Consider the following 18,266-nt stretch of genomic DNA (forward strand, 5'->3'; position numbering starts at 1 on the left):
GTAGTGGTGAACCCCTCGACGGCTCAGGCTCGGGTCGTCGTCGACGAACTGATTCGCGGCGGCGTCCGCGACGTCGTGCTGTGCCCCGGCTCCCGTAACGCACCGCTGGCGTTTGCCCTGCAAGACGCCGACCGTGCGGGCCGGCTGCGGCTGCACGTCCGCATCGACGAGCGCACCGCCGGTTTCCTGGCCGTCGGCCTGGCGGTGGCCGAGGGTGCCCCGGTGTGCGTGGCGATGACGTCGGGCACCGCGGTCGCGAACCTGGGCCCGGCCGTGGTGGAGGCCAACTACGCCCGGGTGCCGCTGATCGTGCTGAGCGCCAACCGGCCCTACGAACTGCTGGGCACCGGCGCCAACCAGACCTTCGAACAGCTCGGCTACTTCGGCACCCAGGTGCGCGCCGCGATCAGCCTGGGGCTGGCCGAAGGTTCCCCGGACAAGCTGGACTCGCTCAACGCGCAGTGGCGCTCGGCGACCTGCCGGGTGCTGGCTGCCGCCACCGGCGCCCGCACCGCCAACGCCGGCCCGGTGCAGTTCGACATCCCGTTGCGCGAGCCGCTGGTGCCCGACGAGAACGTCGTACCCGGAGACGTCCCGCCGGGCCGACCCGACGGCAGGCCCTGGACCTACACCCCGCCGGTGACGTTCGATCAGCCGCTGGAGATCGACGTCACGCCGGATACCGTCGTCATCGCCGGTCACGGTGCCGGTGTGCACCCCAACCTGGCGCACCTGCCCACCGTCGCCGAGCCGACCGCACCGCACGCGTCCACCGCGCTGCACCCGCTGGCGTTGCCGCTGCTGCGGCCCGCGCAGGTCATCATGCTGGGCCGCCCCACCCTGCACCGGCCGGTGTCCACGCTGCTCGCCGATCCGTCGCTGCCGGTGTTCGCGCTGACAACCGGCCCGCGCTGGCCCGACGTGTCGGGCAACAGCCAGGCCACCGGAACCCGTGCCGAGGTCGTCGGTGCGGCGGACCCGGCCTGGCTGCGCCGCTGTGCGGAGGCCAACCGGCATGCCGTCGCAGCGGTGCGCGAGCAGCTCGAGGCCCACCCGCTGACCACCGGCCTGCACGTGGCGGCCGCGGTGGCCGACGCCGTGGGTCCGGGGGATCAGCTGGTGCTGGGTGCCTCCAACCCGGTGCGTGACGCCGCGCTGGTGGGGTTGAACACCGAGGGCCTGAAGGTGCGGTCCAACCGCGGGGTCGCCGGTATCGACGGCACGGTGTCGACGATCATCGGTGCGGCGCTGGCACATTCGGGCCGCACCATCGGGTTGATCGGCGATCTGACGTTCGTGCACGACAGCTCCGGGTTGTTGATCGGCCCGACGGAGCCGACGCCGAACAATCTGACCATCGTGGTGTCCAACGACAACGGCGGCGGCATCTTCGAACTGCTCGAGCAGGGGGATCCGAGGTTCTCCGATGTGTCGTCGCGGATCTTCGGCACCCCGCACGACGTCGACGTGGGCGCACTGTGCCGGGCCTATCACGTCGACTCCCGCCAGATCGAGGTCGACGAACTGGCCGCTGCACTGGACGAAAAACACGACGGCATGCGGGTTTTGGAAGTCAAGGCCGACCGGTCATCGCTGCGGGCACTGCACGCCGCGATCAAGGCGGCGCTGTGATCGGCAGGCTGCGAGCCCTGCTGGAACCGGCACTACCCCTGCGGACACCCGGTGTCGTCGACACGCCCACGCGAAAAGCCTTGCGGTGGAGCAAATGTGCGGTGTGGATCGTGCTCGGACTGGTCACGCTGCAGTCCATCCTGCTGGTGGCAGGGGCGTGGCGCAACGACCGTCAGATCGAGCAGAACATGGGGGTGGCGCAGGCCGAGGTGCTCTCGGCGGGCCCGCGCCGCTCGACCATCGAGTTCGTCACCCCGGACCGGGTCACCTACCGCCCCGAACTCGGGGTGCTGTACCCCTCGGAGCTGGCCGAGGGGATGCGGATCTACGTCGAGTACGACCGGGACGATCCGGATCTTGTTCGGGTGCAGGACCGTAACGCGTCGCTGGCGATCATCCCGGCCGGCTCGATCGCGGTGGTGGGGTGGCTGGTCGGTGCGGTGTTGCTGACCGGGCTGGTCGTGTTGGAGCGCCGCCTCGACCGTCAGGACGAGAGCAACTTGGACAGCCAGTTGTTGTCGTAGATGTCGACGGTGTCGCCCTTCTTCAGGTCGTAGACCGTCGGGGTTCCGGTGTTGATCGGATCCACCTCGTAGAGGTACTCGAAGTTGGTGTCCGCCATCTCCTTGACGTCGACCGCGTCTCGGCCCGACGTGATGGCGGCGACGGCGTCGGCACCGAGCCCGCTCTCGCGGGCCATCTGCGCAATCTCATCGTCGCTGGGGCCCCTGCTCCCCGGGGCCTGGTGCGCCCACAGATCTTCGACGAACTTCTGGAACGCCCTGGCCGACGTCTTGGGGCCGGCAACCGCGAACAGTGCATTGGCGACTCGCGCGGAGTGCCCGGCGGTGTTCGCGGTGTCCAGGAACGTCAGCGGCCGGTAGGTGACGGCCAGCCGGCCGAGGTCGATCTCGCTGGCCAGTTGGTCACCGAAGTCCTTCTGCAGGTCGGCGCAATGGGTGCATTGCGGTTCGGTGAACAATTCGATCTGGACCGGTGCGTTGGGATCGCCGGCGATGACGCCGAACCCGTCCTTGGAGATCTGGGTGGCCGGACCGTTCGGATCCACTTGTGCCACACCGGCGACGGCACGGCTGCAACCGGTGAGGACCAGCAGCGTCAGGATGAGCGCAGACAGGTAGCGCATGGTCGAACCGTACCGTCCCACCAGCTTTTCGTGTCGTGTATGCCTGGGCGAAACCTTGCTGACAAGCGCCGCTGACACCCTCGTGGGGTGCGCGTTGCGATTGTCGCGGAGTCCTTCCTGCCGAACGTCAACGGAGTGACCAACTCGGTGCTCCGGGTGCTCGAGCATCTGCGCCGCACCGGCCATGAAGCCCTCGTCATCGCACCGGACAACCCCCGCGGTGAACAGCCCGCCGAGCGCATCCACGACGGTATCCGGGTACACCGGGTACCGGCCCGGATGTTCCCGAAGGTGACCTCGCTGCCCCTGGGTGTGCCGCGCCCGCGAATGGTCGGGGTGCTTCGCGGGTTCGACCCGCATGTCGTACACCTGGCCTCCCCGGCCCTGCTGGGCTACGGCGGGCTGCACGCCGCCCGGCATCTCGGGGTGCCGACGGTCGCGGTGTTCCAGACCGATATCGCCGGCTTTGCCCAGAGCTACGGCGTGGGCGTCGCCTCTCGTGCCGCGTGGGCGTGGACCCGGCATCTGCACTCCCGTGCCGACCGCACCTTGGCCCCGTCCACGGCGGCGATGGAAGACCTTGCCGCCCATAACATCCCGCGGGTTCACCACTGGGGCCGTGGAGTGGACGTCACCGGCTTCGCACCGTCCAACCGGGATCAGGAGCTGCGGGCGTCGTGGTCTCCGCAGGGCAAGCCGATCATCGGATTCGTCGGACGGCTGGCGCCGGAGAAGCACGTCGAACGGCTGGCGGCCCTGGCACACCGCGACGACCTGCAGCTGGTGATCGTCGGTGACGGTGTGGACCGGGCCAAATTGCAGGCCCTGCTGCCCGGTGCAGTGTTCACCGGCGCGCTCTACGGCGCAGAGCTGGCCGCCGCCTACGCGAGCATGGACGTCTTCGTCCATCCGGGTGAGCACGAGACCTTCTGCCAGGCCGTCCAGGAGGCGATGGCTTCCGGACTGCCGGTGATCGCACCGGATGCGGGCGGGCCGCGCGATCTGGTCGCTCCCTACCGCACCGGACTTCTGCTGCCGGTGCCCGAGTTCGAGCAGCGGCTGACGCAGTCGGTCGGGCACCTGCTCGACGAGCGGACCCGCTACGCGCAGGCCGCACGGCGCAGTGTGTTGGGCCGGACCTGGCCTGCGGTCTGTGACCAACTGCTCGCCCATTACGAGGCGGTGCAGGCCGACGGTCGTCGTCGGATTCGGGCGGCATAGGTTGCCGACCAGTTGATGGCCGTCAGCTGAATAGTTGCTGAGATAGGTTTTGCTTCAGCGTGATTCAGGGCACACTGGCATACATCGGGGAATTTGGCGCGGGAGCCGACCGCATTTCGTACACAACTCCCAAGGTCGAGGGATACCTCTGATGAGTGACACGAGTTTTCGCCAGGAACTGCAAGCCTTTGCCGTCGAGCTACGTAAGTTGGCTTACACCATGCCCGCTGGGCACGAGGATCGGCTGATCCACCTCAGCGAACGGATGGCAGGGCGTGCGCGCCAACTCCTGCAAGTCGACGCGCACGCCATGTAACTAACCCTGGGCCTGCACGGCTCTAACCCTGCGCCTCCACGGCGACGGGCTGCCACTGCTCCCAGTTGGCCAGCCGGCTCTCGTAGTCGGCCCGGGCCACCTGCAGCGGTGACTCACCGAAGAACACCCGCAGCGGCGGGTTCGGGGCATCGACGACCTTGAGAATGGCGCGCGCCGACGCCGTCGGGTCACCGGGCTTCGCCCAGCGCTGCGCGCGGGCTTCGGCGACCTGCTGGTGCAGCGCGGCGTAGTCGGGCAGCGGCTCGGAGCGCTTCGCGGACGGACCCGACCAGTCGGTGTCGAAGCCACCCGGCTCGATCAGGGTGACGTGGACGCCGAACGGTGCGACCTCCTGCGCCAGCGACTGGGACAAGCCCTCCAGCGCCCACTTGGAGGCGTGGTAGATCCCGACGAGCGGGAACGCGGTGATGCCGCCGATCGAGGACACCTGGATGATGTGGCCGCTGCCCTGGGCGCGCAGATACGGCAGTGCCGCCTGGGTCACCCACAGCGCACCGAAGACGTTGGTTTCGATCTGGTCGCGCGCGTCGGCCTCGCTGAGTTCCTCGACGAACCCGAAGTGGCCGTATCCGGCGTTGTTGACGACGATGTCGAGGTGGCCGAAGTGGTCATGCGCCTGTTTGACCGCGGCGAAGTCCGCGGCGCGGTCGGTGACGTCCAGGGCGATCGGCAGGATCGCGTCGCCGTACTTCTCGACCAGATCGGCCAGGGTGTCGGTGTTGCGGGCGGTCGCGGCGACCTTGTCACCGCGCTCCAGGGCGGCGATCGTCCACTCGCGTCCGAAGCCACGGGATGTTCCGGTGATGAACCACACTTTTTCGCTCATGGTCCTAGCCAACGCCTGGGCCCGCCGATGATTCCCGCTGGGGTAGCGTCGGGTCCGTGAGCCGCGCGACGCTGGACAAAGATCCCCGTGACGTGGCGTCGATGTTCGACGCCGTGGCGCGCCGCTATGACATCACCAACACCGTGCTCTCGCTGGGGCAGGACCGCGCCTGGCGACGCGCGACCCGGGCGGCCCTGGGCATCGGTCCCGGGGACACCGTGCTGGACCTGGCCGCCGGGACGGCGGTCTCCACGGTCGAGCTGGCCAAATCCGGCGCGTGGTGCGCCGCCGCCGACTTCTCGGTGGGAATGCTGCATGCCGGCGCGGGCCGGCCGGTACCCAAGGTGGCCGCCGACGCCACCAAGCTGCCGTTCGCCGACGAGGTCTTCGACGCGGTGACCATCAGCTTCGGTCTGCGCAATGTCGTCGACCACTCCGCCGGGTTGCGCGAGATGGCCCGCGTCACCAAGCCGGGTGGGCGGCTGGTGGTGTGCGAGTTCTCCACGCCCGTGGTGCCGGTGTTCTCGACGGTCTACAAGGAGTACCTGATGCGGGCGCTGCCGCGGGTGGCCACCGCGGTCTCCAGCAATCCCGAGGCCTATGTGTACCTGGCGGAGTCCATCCGGGCCTGGCCGGATCAGGCCGAGCTGGCTCGGCGCATCGAGGCGGCCGGCTGGTCACAGGTGCGCTGGCGCAACCTCACCGGCGGCATCGTCGCCCTGCACGCCGCCGTCAAGCCCTAGCCGCCTGAGTTGTTAATCCGTCGAGGGTCGCGTGAGCCCCTTGTTACGGCGAGGCTGTCGTTATCGTGCTGGTTACTCGCACTTTTGCGCGATAACGACAGCCTCGGTGAAGTCGTGAAGGTGGCAGTGAATTTTTGACCCAAGACCTCATCGTCCGGCGTCGGCGAGCACCTGGTATCCGGCGTTGTAGCCCGGGATGAACGTGATGCCCGGCCCGCCGTGGCAGCCGGCACCGCCCAGATACAGTCCCTCGATCGGGATGGGCTCGTCGAGAAAACCCTTGGGCCCCGGCCGGTTCGGCCCCATCAGCTCGGGCTGCAGCAGGCCCTGGCAGAAGTCGCCGTTGGGCGCGCCGAACATGGTGTTCATGTGGTACGGCGCGAACGTGATGTGACGGATCGCGACGTCCTTGAAGTTGGGAGCGTACGTGGAGATCTTGTCGACGACGACCTTGGCCATCTCGTTCTTGAGGTGACCGTGCTGCTCGCGCGGCGCCTCGGTGGGGAAGGCATAGACGTACACGCTGGCGGCGTGCTTGCCTTCCGGTGCCATCTCCGGATCGCCTACGGTCGGGATCTGGATCGACAACGCCGGGTTGTCCGGGACGATCCCGAAACGGCAGTTGTCCCATTGCCGCTGTTGGGTTTCCGGGGAGCCGAACATGCCGACCGACATCTGCATGCCTGGTTCGTTGAGGAATTCGTACGGCGCGGCGTACTGCGGCAGCCCGTCGAGAGCGAAGTGGATCTGCAGATACGAGCCGCGATGGTCGCGACCGCCGAGACGGGTCACCAGTGACGACGGAAGATGTTCGGCACCAACGAGTTCCAGCAGAGTGGTGTCAGGAGCCAGATTGGAGACGACGACGGGCGCGGTGACGGTGGTGCCGTCCTTGAGTCGCACCCCGGTGACCTTCCCATTCTCGACCAGGATCTTGTCGACCTTCGCGCGGTAGCGGATCTCGCCGGCCGCCTCCAGGTAGAGCTTCTTGAGGTGATCGGACAGCGCCCCGATACCACCCTTGATCTTGGTGGTCATCTGGCCGCCGTCCTCGGGCATCGCGAGTGCGAACGCCAAACATGTTGCGCTGCCGGGGGTGTAGGGCCCGCGGTAGGTGGAGTTGACGGCCAGGAAGGCCAGCATGCCGCGGATCACCGCGTGGCGCTCCTTGTCTGGCACGTAGCGGTCGATCACATCCATCGCCGAGCCGAACAGCATGTCGTGGATGGCCTGGCGTTCGTTCTCGTCGGCCGCGCAGGCGTACATCTCGTCGATGGTCTTCGGTGGTTCCAGTGCGTCGAAGCGGCCCAACGCCTTTCGCGGCCCGGTGGCCCATCCGTACAGCTGGGCCATGCCCATCACGGCTTCCATGCCGTGCTTCTCGGTCATCTCGGTCATCATCTTCATCGGGTCGTGGTGGAAGACCATCGGCTCTTCGCCGTTTTCCCCGATGTTGACCGACATGATCTCGTTCTCGATGACGGGCAGGGTGTCCAGCCCGAGCTCGCTGTTGATCTTCGAGGCGGTGGGGAAGCGGATCGACCCGGCGATCTCGAACTGGAAGCCGTCGATGAGTTCGACCGTGGCCGCCATGCCGCCGCTGTAGGTGTTCTGCTCCAGGATCAGCGTGCGCAGCCCCGCCTGCTGCAGCACCGCGGCCGCGGTCAAACCGTTGTGTCCGGCCCCCACGATGATGGCGTCATAATCAGTCATGCGGCGGAGTTTATGTCAGTACTGACGCGATTTCCCGAAGTTTTGTCAAATTTGTCGTTAAGGTCGTGACGATGCCCGGTAACCTGCATGAACAGCGCCGTCGCTCCACCCGCGACGCGCTGCGTCGGGTTGCCCTGGAGCGGTTCGCCCGCGACGGCTTCGCCAACGTCACCGTCGCCGAACTGGCCGAGGAGGCCGGCGTCACCCAGCGCACCTTCTTTCGGCATTTCCCCACCAAGGAAGCGGTGCTGTTCGCCGACTACGAAACGCATTTCGAATGGTTCGCCGAGGCACTCGAGCGCCGGCCCACAGACGAGCCGCTCTTCGATGCGGTGCTGGCGGCCATGGGCAACTTCCCGCACGACGTCGAGGTAGTCCGCCAGGCCGCACTCGCCCGCGCCAGCCTGATCGACGGCGAGCGGGCAGCCGGGCACATCCGTCTGGTGCAGGCGTCGTTCGCGGCGGTGATCAGTGAGTTCGTCCGGGACCGCTACCGGCACGTGGACAACATCGACCTGGTTGCCGAGGTGGCGGGTGCGACGGTGGCCGCCGCGCTGATCGTCGCGACGGAGAAATGGGGCCGCGACAAGTGCGAGTCCGACCTGACCGTCCTGTCCGCCGACAGCCTGGCGCTGCTGCGTTCGGGACTGGCCCAGCTCAGCTGAAAGGCTTGCGGCGGTCCATGATTCGCGATCCGTACCCAGCTGAGCGCCAGACCCGCGCCACCCAGTCGGCGTCCTCGTCGGTGACCAGGTTGCCCATCACCCGCACCGCCAGGCCCATCAACCGCGTCGAGCGCATCCCCACCGGGCCGGTCAACGGGAGGAACCGTGGCAGCGTCAGCAGCAGACCGAGCCGGCGGGCCACCGAGAATCCGCGCCCGTAGTGCTCCTGCAGCAGCGCCGGCCACGCCGAGGCGATGCCGGGGGAGCCCAGCATCTGCGCGGCCAGCCGCCCGGTCTCCAGGCCGTAGTCGATGCCCTCACCGTTGAGTGGGTTCACGCATGCCGCCGCGTCGCCGATGAGCAACCAGTTCGGCCCGGCGACACCGGAGACCGCCCCGCCCATCGGCAGCAGCGCCGAGGCGACCGCCCGCGGGGCCCCATCGAAACCCCAGTCCTGTCGCTTCAGTGCCGTGTAGTGCTTGATCAGTGGCCGCAACGCCACATCGGCGGGCCGCTTGGCCGTGGCCAGTGCGCCAACGCCGATGTTCACCTCGCCGTTGCCCAGCGGGAAGATCCAGCCGTAGCCGGGCAGTACCTGCCCATCGACCGACCGCAGCTCCAGATCGGAGGAGATCCACGGCTCGCCGGCCCGTGGCGAGGCCAGATAACCCCGCGCAGCCACCCCGTACACCGTCTCCTGATGCCACTGCCGGCCCAGCACCCGCCCGAACGGCGAGCGGGCGCCGTCGGCGACGATCACCCACCGGCACCGCACCGACGACCCGTCGGCCAGCACCACGGCATCCACCGCGCCACGCGAATCACGGCACACATCAACGGCTTTCACGCCCAGCAGCATCGCCGCTCCGGAGTCTTCGGCGACCTTGCGGATCCGGTCGTCGAGTTCCATCCGCGGCACCGCCGACCCCCAGCCCGGGAACGACGGACCCGGCCACGGCACCTCGACGGCGGCGCCGAACCCGCTCAGCCGCAGTCCGTGGTGGCGGATGCGGCCGTCGAGCCAGCCACCCAGCCCCAGGCTCTGTAGTTCCAGAATCGCGCGCGGGGTCAGCCCGTCACCGCACGCCTTGTCGCGGGGGAACTCGGCGGCGTCGATGACCAGCACGTCGTGACCGGCGCGGGCGGCCCAAGCCGCGGCGGCCGAGCCCGCGGGCCCGGCGCCGACGATGACCACATCCGCATGCCTGTCCACCCTCCCAGTATGTTGGCAGGGTGAGGACACCGGCGACCGTGGTAGCGGGGGTGGACTTCGGTGACCCCGTATTCGCCCAGAATGTTCGCGACGGCGTGGGCCGCGTCGAAGAGCTCATGGGCACCGAACTGCGTGGTGGCGACGAGCTGATGACCGAGGCGGTGCTGCACCTGTTCGAGGCCGGCGGCAAGCGGTTCCGGCCGCTGTTCACCGTGCTGTCGGCCCAGATCGGGCCCGAGCCGGACGCCTGGCAGGTCACCGTGGCCGGTGCCGTCATCGAGATGGTCCACCTGGCCACGCTGTACCACGACGACGTGATGGACGAGGCCCAGATCCGGCGCGGTGCGCCGTCGGCCAACGCCCGCTGGGGCAACAACATCGCCATCCTGGCCGGCGATTACCTGTTCGCGACGGCCTCCCGGCTGGTCAGCCAGCTCGGACCGGACGCGGTGCGCATCATCGCCGAGACGTTCGCCCAGCTGGTCACCGGTCAGATGCGGGAGACCAAGGGCACGGCGGCCGGCGTCGACCCGGTGGACCATTACCTCAAGGTGGTCTACGAGAAGACGGCCTGCCTGATCGCGGCATCGGGCCAGTTCGGCGGCACGTTCTCCGGGGCCACCCCGGACCAGATCGAGCGGCTGAGTCGGCTGGGCGGCATCGTCGGCACCGCATTCCAGATCTCCGACGACATCATCGACATCGACTCCGATCCCGACGAGTCGGGCAAGCTGCCGGGCACCGACCTGCGCGAGGGTGTGCACACCCTGCCGGTGCTCTACGCCCTGGCCGAGACCGGGCCGGATGCCGACCGGCTGCGCGAGCTGGTGGCGGGCCCGATCGAGGACGACGACGCGCTGGCCGAGGCGCTGGGGCTGCTGCGGTCGGGGAGCGGCCTGACGAAAGCCAAGGCCACCGTGGCGCGTTATGCCGACCAGGCCGGCGAGGAGCTGGCCGGGTTGCCCGATGTGCCGGGACGCCGGGCGCTGGCGTCGCTCGTCGACTACACGATCAACCGGCACGGCTGAGCGCGAGCGAAGGAACCTGGTGGCATGTCCGGGGCGTTAGTCTCCCGGAGAATGCGTTCGTAGGAGGAACCTGATGACCTGGCACCCGACCACCAATCGGCTCAAGACCTTCGTGCTGCTCGTCGGCATGTCGGCGTTCATCGTCTTCCTGGGCTCGCTGTTCGGGCGCAACATCATGTTCCTGGCCCTGATCTTCGCCATCGGCATGAACGTCTACGTGTACTTCAACTCCGACAAGCTGGCGCTGCGCGCGATGCACGCCCAGCCCATCACCGAGGTACAGGCCCCGCAGATCTATGCGATGGTGCGCGAGCTGGCCACCACCGCACATCAGCCGATGCCGCGGCTCTACATCAGCGACACCGCCAACCCCAACGCCTTCGCCACCGGCCGCAACCCGCGCAACGCCGCGGTGTGCGTCACCACCGGCATTCTCAACCTACTCAGCGAACGTGAACTGCGCGCCGTCCTAGGCCACGAACTATCCCACGTCTACAACCGCGACATCCTGATCTCGTGCGTGGCCGGTGCGCTGGCCTCGGTGGTCACCGCCCTGGCCAATATGGCGGTCTTCGCCGGTGCGTTCGGTGGTAATCGTGAAGGCGGCGCGAATCCCTTTGCCTTGCTACTTGTTTCGCTGCTGGGTCCGATCGCCGCCACCTTGATCCGGCTGGCGGTGTCGCGGTCACGGGAGTACCAGGCCGACGAGTCCGGCGCCGAACTGTCCGGCGATCCGCTGGCCCTGGCCTCGGCGCTGCGCAAGATCAGCGGCGGCGTGGAGGCCGCGCCGCTGCCGCCGAACCCGCAGCTGGCCGACCAGGCGCACCTGATGATCGCCAGCCCGTTCCGCTCGGGTGAGCGGATCGGCAAGATGTTCTCCACCCACCCGCCGATCCCGGACCGCATTGCGCGGCTGGAGAAGATGGCGGGGCGTCAGCTCTGAGTGGCTAGCTCTGAGTGGTCGCAGATACGTGCGGCTTGGGGCTGACGATCCCTTCCTGACGTAGCGACTCCAGCACCATGGCCCGCAGCCGACGGCCCACGTCGAACTGCTTGCCGGGCAGGGTGCGCGCCACCATCCGCAGGTTCACCGTGTCGACCTGCATGCTCTCCACCCCCATCAGGGCGGGTTCGTCGAGCAGCAGCTGACACATCCGGTCGTCGCGCATGGCGGCGGCGGCGACGTCGTGCAGCAGGTCGTTGACGGTGTTGAGGTCGGCGCTGGTGGGCACCGGTATGTCGACGACGGCGCGGGCCCAGTCCTTGGACAGGTTCAGCGACTTCACGATCTGGCCGTTGGGGATGGTGAACACCTCGCCGTCGCCGGAGCGCAGCTTGGTGACCCGCAGGGTGACGTCCTCGACGGTGCCACGGGCGTCGTTGGCCGACCCGGTGGCGGTGAGCTGAACCAGGTCACCGAACCCGTACTGCTTCTCGGTGATGATGAAAAAGCCGCTGAGCAGGTCCTGCACCATCCGTTGGGCGCCGAAGCCCAGGGCGGCACCGAGGACCGCCGCGGGCGCGATCAACGACCCGACCGGTAGCCCGAGGGTGTCGACGATGTCGACGGCGACCAGGACGTAGAGCAGCGCGATCGTCACCGACGAGATCACCGAGGCCACCGCGCGGCGGTGTTTGGCGGCTTCTGAGCGCACCAGGGCGTGGCCGCGATCCAGGCGGCGGGCGATCTTGGCGGCCACCCAGTTGATGCATCGCGTCGCCAGCAAGGCGGCCAGGATCACCAGCACAATGTGCAGTCCCTTGGTCTGCAGCCACCGGCCCACGTTGCCGACCCAGAATTCGTGCAGGTCAGGGGATGAAACAGCAAGGTACATCGAGGTTTTGGTGGGAGTCATCGCCAGGTGGCATTGCCCGCCCGGCGGCCTTCTACACATTTCCCGCCGGCCGCGAGCAGACGCAAAATCGCACCTTTCGGGCTGTTCTGGTGCGACTTTGCGTCTGCTCGAGCAGGTCGTGGCCGGGCGGCGGTAACACCGGGCCGCGCGTCGCCGACAGTGCAACCAAGAACGCGACTGAATAGGGTGTGGTGATGCTGAGCAGAATCCTGATCGGCGTGCTGGGCGCTTCCGCGGCGGTCGGTCTGGCGGCCAGCGCCGCCGCCGATCCGACGCCTGCCCCGGCACCCGTGCTTCCCAACATCAATGCCTACACCGCGGTCAGCCCGGTGGACTACTCCGCGATGGGTGGCAACTGGTACGCCTTCGCCGGCCCGCCCGGGGTGACCTGCGTGATCAACAAGCAGAACAGCACCTATGGCTGCAGCGGCCCGTTGCCGGGTGCGCCCGACGGTGCGAACCTGGTCAGTGCGGGTGCGTCCGGCGAGCCGGGCTTCTCCACGACGGCTCAGCCGGTCTTCGGCGCGGCGGGCGCGGTCAAGGCGCTCCCGCCGAACACCCGCATCGGCTTCGGCGACATCAGCTGCGGCGTCGACGGCGGCGGCGTGGTGGCCTGCGTCAACCAGCACGACCAGGTGGGCTTCGTCGTCGGCCCGGCCGCCACCTTTACCTCCGGCCCCAGTCCGATGCTGGACCGGCCGAAGGGCACCAACCCCTACTTCCCGGGGTTCCCCGGCTAGAAGCGCGAGCCGTGGACTTCGTGGCCGGGCTTCTCGGCCATCAGTCCGCGGTAGGCATCCTCGACGGTGGCGCCGTGGTTGACGACGGCGTCGACTTCACGCGCGATCGGCATGCTGATGCCGTACTTCTCGGCGAACTCCATGATCACGCTCGCGGCTTTGACGCCCTCGGCGACCTGGTTCATCGACTCGATGATCTCCTGTACGGTCTTGCCCGAGCCGAGCTGCTCGCCGACGTGGCGGTTGCGGGAGCGCTTTGAGGTGCAGGTGACGATGAGGTCGCCCATGCCGGCCAGGCCGGAGAAGGTGTCGCGCTGGCCGCCGACGGCTTCACCGAGCTTGGACATCTCGCGCACGGCGCGGGCCATCACCATGGCGCGGGTGTTCTCGCCGATGCCCAGCGAGTAGCCCATACCGACGGCAATCGCGTAGACGTTCTTCAGCGCGCCGGCCATCTCGACACCGACCACGTCGTCGGTGGTATAGGTGCGGAAACGCTTGGTGCGGAACATCTTCGCCAGATTGGATGCCAGGTTCTGGTCGGGCATAGCCAGCACAGCGGCCGCCGCGTAGCCCTCGGCGACCTCTTTGGCGATGTTGGGTCCGGCCAGGATGCCGGCCGGGTGGCCGGGGAGCACCTCGTCGACGATCTGACTCATCCGCATGTTGGTGCCCTGCTCGAGGCCCTTGACCAGACTGACGACGGGGACCCAGGGCCGCAGTTCCTTGCCCAGTTCGGCGAGCACGCCGCGGAAGCCATGACTGGGCACACCCATCACCACCACGTCGGCGCAGTTGGCCGCCTCGGCGAAATCGGTAGTCGCCCGCAGCGTTTCGGACAACTCCACCTCATCACCGAGGTACTTGGAGTTGCGGTGGTTCTTGTTGATGTCCTCGGCGGTCTCCTCCGAGCGGACCCACTGCAGGGTCGGGCCGCGGCGGGAACAGATGGAGGCCACGGTGGTTCCCCAGGAGCCTCCGCCGAGGACGACAACATTGGGTTCGCGGCGGTCAGGTGTCATGGCGTTTAGGTTATTGCCGGGGCTGGCCGTTTACAGCGAGTTCGCCAAGGTGGGTCACCCGAACTGTTAGGCCGCCTTGGACCGTCGCGCCCGGGCCACCGCGAACACCGCGGCTGCCGCGACCCCGGAGGCCACCAGAGCCTTCCTACCGGCACCGGTGCCGATCGGGCGTACCGCGACATCGGTGCTCAGCGGCGAACCCACCCGGCCGAACGTCATGTCCTCACCGATCTTGTCGATGAAGTGGTGATCGATCGTGTCGGCCCAGTAGTTCTGCCGGGTGATCCACGGCCGCTTGGTACCCGACTTCGGCAGCGCGTGCAGGTTGCGCAGCACGTAGCCGGCCTGCAGGTCCCACAGCGGCTTCTCGGCGATCGGCTGGCCGCCCAGATGCGGTGAGGCGTGGGTGAACCCGTTGGCCCTCATGTACTCCATCAGCTTGGCCGTGGAGCGGGCTGTCATATCGGCGCGCAGCGTCCATGAGGCGTTGGTGTAGCCGATACACCAGATCAGGTTGGGCACGTCCTCGAGCATGTGTGCCTTGTAGGAGTACCGGTCCTGTGGCTTGATCTCGTTGCCGTCCAAGCTGATTCGCACCCCGCCGAGGGCCTGCAGCTGCAGGCCGGTGGCAGTGACGATGATGTCGGCGTCCAGATGCCGGCCCGATTTCACCACGATTCCGGTCTGGTCGAAGTGATCGATGTGGTCGGTCACCACCTCGGCACGGCCCTGGGAGATGGCCTCGAACATGTCGCCGTCGGTCACCAGGCACATCCGCTGATCCCACGGGTTGTAGCGCGGCTTGAAGTGCACGTCGACGGGGTAACCCGGCGGCAGCAGACTCTTGTTCTGCGCCCGGATGACGCTCTTCATCACTTCCGGTGCGCGCCGTGACAACAGCCACGTCGACCCCTCGAACAGGGTGGCGATGAAACGGACGATCAAGTGAGAGGCCTTGCGCGGCAGCGCTGTTCGAATCACCTCGTTGACCGGGTTCACCCGCGAACCGGAGAACAGGTAGCCCGGCGAGCGCTGCAGCATGGTCACCTTGGCGGCGGTGCGGGCCAGCGCAGGCAGCAGCGACACCGCGGTGGCGCCGCTGCCGATGACCACCACCTTCTTGCCGGTGTAGTCCAGGTCCTCCGGCCAGAACTGCGGGTGGACGACGGTGCCGGCGAACGTCTCGATGCCGGGGAACTCCGGGGTGTAGCCCTCGTCGTAGTTGTAGTAGCCGGAGCCGAAGAACACGAACCGGCCGCGGTAGGTCGTGCGCGTGCCGTCCTCGTCGGCGTGCACCGTCCAGGTGTCCGACGACGAATCCCAGTCGGCGGAGATCACGTGCGTGCCGAACCGGATGTGCGGGGTGATGCCGTGTTTGTCGGCGGTGTCGGCCATGTACTGGCGGATGTGATCGCCGTCGGCCACACCTTCCTTGCGGGTCCACGGCTCCCACGGCCACGACAGGCTGAAGATCGAGGAGTCCGACCGCACACCGGGGTAGCGGAACAGGTCCCACGTGCCGCCGATCCGTTCACGGCGCTCGAGGATGACGTAGCGGACCCCGGGGTTGCGTTCGGTGATCCGGTAGGCCGCCCCGATCCCGGAGAAGCCGGCGCCAATGATGACGACGTCGTAGGTGCCACCGTCTTGTTCGGTGGGCGTCGCGGCGGTCTCCGGGGTGGCGGTCATCGCGGTCCTCACTTCGTGCGGTGTGTGGTCTCCGTCACCACACTAGGCACTGACCGACGAGTTGGGGGAGACCCGTCCTACCGGTAGTTGACGAACTGCAGCGCGACGTCCAGGTCGGCGCCCTTGAGGAGCGCGATGACGGCCTGCAGGTCGTCCCGCTTCTTCGACGACACCCGGATCTCGTCGCCCTGAACCTGGGTCTTGACGCCCTTGGGCCCCTCGTCGCGGATCAGCTTGTTGATCTTCTTGGCGTTCTCCTGATCGATGCCCTGCTTGAGGGTGCCGCTCACCTTGTAGGTCTTCCCGCTGGCCTGGGGCTCGCCGGCGTCGAATGCCTTCATGGAGATGTCGCGACGGATCAGCTTCTCTTTGAAGACGTCGATGGCCGCGGTGACCCGCTCTTCGGTGGAGCTGACGATCTCGATGACCTCCTCGCCCTTCCAGGCGATCGTGGTGTCGGTGCCACGGAAGTCGAACCGGGTGGACAGCTCCTTGGCCGCCTGGTTCAACGCGTTGTCGACCTCCTGGCGGTCGACCTTGCTGACGATGTCGAACGATGAATCCGCCATTGGACCCCTCCTCGGTGTGATCGGCCGGTTTGTGTTTGGGGTACATCCTCGTTGTACCCTGCTAGTCGCACCAAACCGGTCCCCGGTGTGGAGCACCCGGCAGGTTGCCCGAGCGGCCAATGGGAGCGGACTGTAAATCCGTCGGCGGAAGCCTACACAGGTTCGAATCCTGTACCTGCCACACACTTCAAGCCCGTCTTTGACGGGCTTGATTGCATTGCGGCGAGCCCATTTCCTGGGTCCGTCTGCGTTTCCCAGTTGTGCCCTCTACGATTCTGCCCGGACGTCAATTGATCAGAGGGGAACCGTCAGCATGGCCACCACCGCGAAGTCTCGTGCCGCGATCACCAGCTTCCTGGCGGCCGGGGCCGCCACCACCGGGCTGCTCGCCGCGGCCGCTATGGGATCGGCGCCCACCGCCAACGCCTCGTGCGCGTCGTTCTTCGGCCTGGGCAACAGCGCTGACTGCACCAGCACCCCGCTGAGCATCGCGATCGCGATCGGCAACGGCGCTACCGCCAACGCCACCGGATTGTTCGGCGCGGCCTTCGCCCTCGGAACCAACTCCGCCGCCACTACCAGCGATGCCTTCACCTTCGCCACCGCCGTCGGCGACGGATCGGCGGCCAACGCCGGTGGTCTGTTCGCCTTCGCCACCCAGCTTGGCCCCAACGGCTCCGCCATCACCAAGGGCTCGGGTCTGTTCGGCAACATCGGCGCCAACATCGCCTTGAACGTCACCGCGCCCTGGGCCCCGGCCAACAGCAGCACCGTGACGGCTGGCGGCACCGGTGCCGGCGGCAACGTGGCCATCAACCTCTTCGGTACCGGGACGGCCGGGAATCCGACCAGCATGCATGTGACGTCGGCTGGCCAGTTCGGCATCGCCACGAATGTCGGCGGTAGCAACAACGCCGTCGAGTCCGGCCTCTCGGGGGCGGGATCGGTGATCAACCTGGCGACGAACTTGTTCGGTAGCAACAACACCGTGTCGGCGCAGGGCGGCATCTTCAACTGGGCCACCAGCATCCTGGGCAATGCCAACACTGTCGCCACCTATGGCAGCCTCTTCAACACCGCCAGCAGCATCTTGGGCAGTAACAACACCGTTTCGACGTTCGGTGGCTACTTGAACTGGGGTCGCAGCCTGTTCGGCGACGGCAACAGCGTCTCGGTCAACGGCGGCTACCAGAACGCGGCCCGCACCCTGTTCGGCAACGGCAACCAGGTGGACGTCACCGGCGGCAACGCCAGCACCGCGCAGAACATCTTCGGCACGAACAATCTCGTGGAAGTCTCGGGCGGCATCAACAATGCGGCCAGCAATCTGTTGGGTGGGGACAACAACAAGCTCACCACCGGCGGCGGGACGCTGAACTCGGTGCGCAACATCATCGGCAGCAACAACATCCTGACTGCGGGTGGGCCCGGAAGTAACTGGAACACCGTGCTCAACGCGCTCGGTAACGGCAACACCATCACCTCAGGCGGCCCCGGCGGCAACTTCACTGCCGGCTTCAACTTCCTGGGTGGCGGCAACAACGTGACGGCCGGGCCCGGACCGCTGACGCTCGCCGGAACCGTGGTGACCACCGGCCAGACGGTTACCAAGTCGGGCCCCGGCATCGCGATCAATCAGTTCCGCGTCGGCGGTGCCTCGGCGGTCGGCCCGCAGAGCAATAAGGGGCCCAAGAGTGCGGCGGCGGGCAAGAGCGGCTCCGGGTCTTCGGGCTCCTCGACCGGCGGAAGCAAGCGCGGCAATCAGTAACTGCTGATCTCGTAGAACGGCCGGTGTCCGCGTCAAGCGGTGGGCACCGGCCGTTCTCTTGTTCGCCATCATTAAATGGCAGCGGGGTATCCACAGC

At 67.6% G+C, this 18,266-nt stretch carries 18 protein-coding genes and 1 tRNA gene; 11 read left to right on the forward strand and 8 right to left on the reverse strand.

Annotated features, from left to right (window positions below; all coding sequences use genetic code 11):
• The first annotated feature begins 6 nt into the window (after positions 1 to 6).
• Complete coding sequence (gene menD / locus G6N35_RS23820; protein WP_163806709.1) at positions 7 to 1,632, forward strand: 2-succinyl-5-enolpyruvyl-6-hydroxy-3-cyclohexene-1-carboxylic-acid synthase; 1,626 nt, start codon at positions 7 to 9, stop codon at positions 1,630 to 1,632.
• Complete coding sequence (locus G6N35_RS23825) at positions 1,632 to 2,156, forward strand: DUF3592 domain-containing protein (RefSeq protein ID WP_407664638.1); 525 nt, start codon at positions 1,632 to 1,634, stop codon at positions 2,154 to 2,156. Before menD ends, G6N35_RS23825 begins: the two co-directional genes overlap by 1 nt.
• Here G6N35_RS23825 and G6N35_RS23830 read toward each other — a convergent pair.
• On the reverse strand, positions 2,117 to 2,779 hold the full coding sequence (locus G6N35_RS23830) for a DsbA family protein (protein WP_163806711.1): 663 nt from the start codon (positions 2,777 to 2,779) through the stop codon (positions 2,117 to 2,119). The two genes, G6N35_RS23825 and G6N35_RS23830, sit on opposite strands and share 40 nt — an antisense overlap.
• 87 nt (positions 2,780 to 2,866) lie before the next feature.
• Between G6N35_RS23830 and G6N35_RS23835 the strand changes: the two genes are divergently transcribed.
• A complete protein-coding gene (locus G6N35_RS23835) occupies positions 2,867 to 4,000 on the forward strand; it encodes a glycosyltransferase family 4 protein (RefSeq protein ID WP_163806713.1) in 1,134 nt (377 codons plus the stop codon).
• Between the two features lie 151 nt (positions 4,001 to 4,151).
• Positions 4,152 to 4,316 carry a hypothetical protein gene (locus G6N35_RS26985; protein WP_170313147.1) on the forward strand — a complete coding sequence of 55 codons (165 nt, stop codon included), beginning with the start codon at positions 4,152 to 4,154 and terminating at the stop codon, positions 4,314 to 4,316.
• 22 nt (positions 4,317 to 4,338) lie between these two features.
• Here the strand turns inward: G6N35_RS26985 and G6N35_RS23840 are convergent, their stop codons facing one another.
• On the reverse strand, positions 4,339 to 5,163 hold the full coding sequence (locus G6N35_RS23840) for an SDR family oxidoreductase (RefSeq protein WP_163806715.1): 825 nt from the start codon (positions 5,161 to 5,163) through the stop codon (positions 4,339 to 4,341).
• A gap of 56 nt (positions 5,164 to 5,219) precedes the next feature.
• Here G6N35_RS23840 and G6N35_RS23845 point away from each other — a divergent pair, with 56 nt between their 5' ends.
• Positions 5,220 to 5,906: a demethylmenaquinone methyltransferase gene (locus tag G6N35_RS23845; protein WP_163806718.1), complete on the forward strand. Its 687-nt coding sequence runs from the start codon at positions 5,220 to 5,222 to the stop codon at positions 5,904 to 5,906.
• A 147-nt stretch (positions 5,907 to 6,053) separates the two neighbouring features.
• Here the strand turns inward: G6N35_RS23845 and G6N35_RS23850 are convergent, their stop codons facing one another.
• Entirely contained in the window at positions 6,054 to 7,619 is a 1,566-nt protein-coding gene (locus G6N35_RS23850) for a phytoene desaturase family protein (RefSeq protein WP_163806720.1), read from the reverse strand.
• A 65-nt stretch (positions 7,620 to 7,684) separates the two neighbouring features.
• Between G6N35_RS23850 and G6N35_RS23855 the strand changes: the two genes are divergently transcribed.
• Complete coding sequence (locus G6N35_RS23855; protein WP_163806722.1) at positions 7,685 to 8,284, forward strand: TetR/AcrR family transcriptional regulator; 600 nt, start codon at positions 7,685 to 7,687, stop codon at positions 8,282 to 8,284.
• On the opposite strand, the gene menJ is transcribed toward G6N35_RS23855, so the two are convergent.
• Positions 8,277 to 9,497 (reverse strand): menaquinone reductase MenJ, encoded by a 1,221-nt coding sequence (menJ, locus tag G6N35_RS23860; RefSeq protein ID WP_163806724.1) that lies wholly within the window; start codon positions 9,495 to 9,497, stop codon positions 8,277 to 8,279. The two genes, G6N35_RS23855 and menJ, sit on opposite strands and share 8 nt — an antisense overlap.
• Before the next feature lie 20 nt (positions 9,498 to 9,517).
• Here menJ and grcC1 point away from each other — a divergent pair, with 20 nt between their 5' ends.
• Together grcC1 and htpX are read left to right on the forward strand one after the other, a co-directional pair.
• On the forward strand, positions 9,518 to 10,525 hold the full coding sequence (gene grcC1, locus G6N35_RS23865; protein ID WP_179967413.1) for a nonaprenyl/(2E,6E)-farnesyl/geranylgeranyl diphosphat synthase: 1,008 nt from the start codon (positions 9,518 to 9,520) through the stop codon (positions 10,523 to 10,525).
• Positions 10,526 to 10,598: 73 nt separating this feature from the next.
• Positions 10,599 to 11,468 carry a zinc metalloprotease HtpX gene (gene htpX, locus G6N35_RS23870; protein ID WP_163806726.1) on the forward strand — a complete coding sequence of 290 codons (870 nt, stop codon included), beginning with the start codon at positions 10,599 to 10,601 and terminating at the stop codon, positions 11,466 to 11,468.
• Between the two features lie 4 nt (positions 11,469 to 11,472).
• On the opposite strand, the gene G6N35_RS23875 is transcribed toward htpX, so the two are convergent.
• Complete coding sequence (locus tag G6N35_RS23875) at positions 11,473 to 12,381, reverse strand: mechanosensitive ion channel family protein (protein WP_163806728.1); 909 nt, start codon at positions 12,379 to 12,381, stop codon at positions 11,473 to 11,475.
• A gap of 194 nt (positions 12,382 to 12,575) precedes the next feature.
• Here G6N35_RS23875 and G6N35_RS23880 point away from each other — a divergent pair, with 194 nt between their 5' ends.
• Entirely contained in the window at positions 12,576 to 13,121 is a 546-nt protein-coding gene (locus G6N35_RS23880; RefSeq protein ID WP_179967414.1) for a hypothetical protein, read from the forward strand.
• On the opposite strand, the gene G6N35_RS23885 is transcribed toward G6N35_RS23880, so the two are convergent.
• From G6N35_RS23885 to G6N35_RS23895, 3 genes are all read right to left on the reverse strand, one after another.
• Positions 13,118 to 14,143, reverse strand: a complete 1,026-nt coding sequence (locus G6N35_RS23885; RefSeq protein ID WP_163806731.1) for an NAD(P)H-dependent glycerol-3-phosphate dehydrogenase — start codon at positions 14,141 to 14,143, stop codon at positions 13,118 to 13,120. The genes G6N35_RS23880 and G6N35_RS23885 overlap by 4 nt on opposite strands.
• Positions 14,144 to 14,209: 66 nt before the next feature.
• Positions 14,210 to 15,832: a flavin-containing monooxygenase gene (locus tag G6N35_RS23890; protein WP_163806733.1), complete on the reverse strand. Its 1,623-nt coding sequence runs from the start codon at positions 15,830 to 15,832 to the stop codon at positions 14,210 to 14,212.
• Between the two features lie 77 nt (positions 15,833 to 15,909).
• Positions 15,910 to 16,401, reverse strand: coding sequence for a YajQ family cyclic di-GMP-binding protein (locus tag G6N35_RS23895; protein ID WP_163806735.1), 492 nt, complete (start codon positions 16,399 to 16,401; stop codon positions 15,910 to 15,912).
• A 98-nt stretch (positions 16,402 to 16,499) separates the two neighbouring features.
• Between G6N35_RS23895 and G6N35_RS23900 the strand changes: the two genes are divergently transcribed.
• Both G6N35_RS23900 and G6N35_RS23905 read left to right on the forward strand, forming a co-directional pair.
• Positions 16,500 to 16,582, forward strand: a tRNA-Tyr gene (locus G6N35_RS23900).
• A 132-nt stretch (positions 16,583 to 16,714) separates the two neighbouring features.
• Positions 16,715 to 18,169 (forward strand): beta strand repeat-containing protein, encoded by a 1,455-nt coding sequence (locus tag G6N35_RS23905; protein WP_163806737.1) that lies wholly within the window; start codon positions 16,715 to 16,717, stop codon positions 18,167 to 18,169.
• The last annotated feature ends 97 nt before the right edge of the window (positions 18,170 to 18,266 follow it).

The organism is Mycolicibacterium anyangense (assembly GCF_010731855.1).
GTDB classification, from domain to species: domain Bacteria; phylum Actinomycetota; class Actinomycetes; order Mycobacteriales; family Mycobacteriaceae; genus Mycobacterium; species Mycobacterium anyangense.